Annotated in this window: 1 pseudogene; it reads left to right on the plus strand. The window is 69.2% G+C overall.

The annotated features are described in order from the left end of the window. Positions 1–570 (plus strand): annotated as a pseudogene (locus IE321_RS41590) (acetyl-CoA C-acyltransferase); the annotation flags it as partial. Between the last annotated feature and the right edge of the window lie 142 nt (positions 571–712).

Below are 712 nucleotides of genomic sequence, written 5' to 3' on the forward strand. Positions count from 1 at the left end.
GCCGACTCCCTCGCCAGGCTCAAGCCGTCGTTCAAGGACATCGGCGAGCTGGGCGGCTTCGACGCGGTGGCGCTGCAGAAGTACCACTGGGTCGAGGAGATCGACCACGTCCACCACGCGGGCAACTCCTCCGGCATCGTCGACGGCGCCTCCCTGGTCGCGGTCGGTTCGAAGGAGATCGGGGAGCGGTACGGGCTGGCGCCCCGGGCCCGGATCGTGGCGGCGGCCGTCTCCGGTTCCGAGCCCACGATCATGCTGACCGGTCCGGCCCCGGCGGCCCGCAAGGCGCTGGCCAAGGCGGGTCTGACCATCGACGACATCGACCTCATCGAGATCAACGAGGCGTTCGCGGCGGTCGTGCTGCGCTTCGTGAAGGACATGGGCGTCTCGCTGGACAAGGTGAACGTCAACGGCGGTGCGATCGCGCTCGGCCACCCGCTGGGCGCCACCGGCGCGATCATCCTGGGCACCCTCGTCGACGAGCTGGAGCGGCAGGACAAGCGCTACGGCCTGGCCACCCTGTGCGTGGGCGGCGGCATGGGCATCGCCACCATCGTCGAGCGCGTCTGACCTCCCCGTCCGCACCCCTCATACCGCCACCGGAGATGCATCAGTCATGAGCGAGAGCACCACCATCCGCTGGGAGCAGGACGACACGGGGATCGTCACCCTCGTCCTCGACGACCCGAACCAGTCCGCCAACACCATGAAC

Origin of the sequence: Streptomyces hydrogenans, from assembly GCF_014656075.1 — a bacterium.
Lineage (GTDB): Bacteria > Actinomycetota > Actinomycetes > Streptomycetales > Streptomycetaceae > Streptomyces > Streptomyces hydrogenans.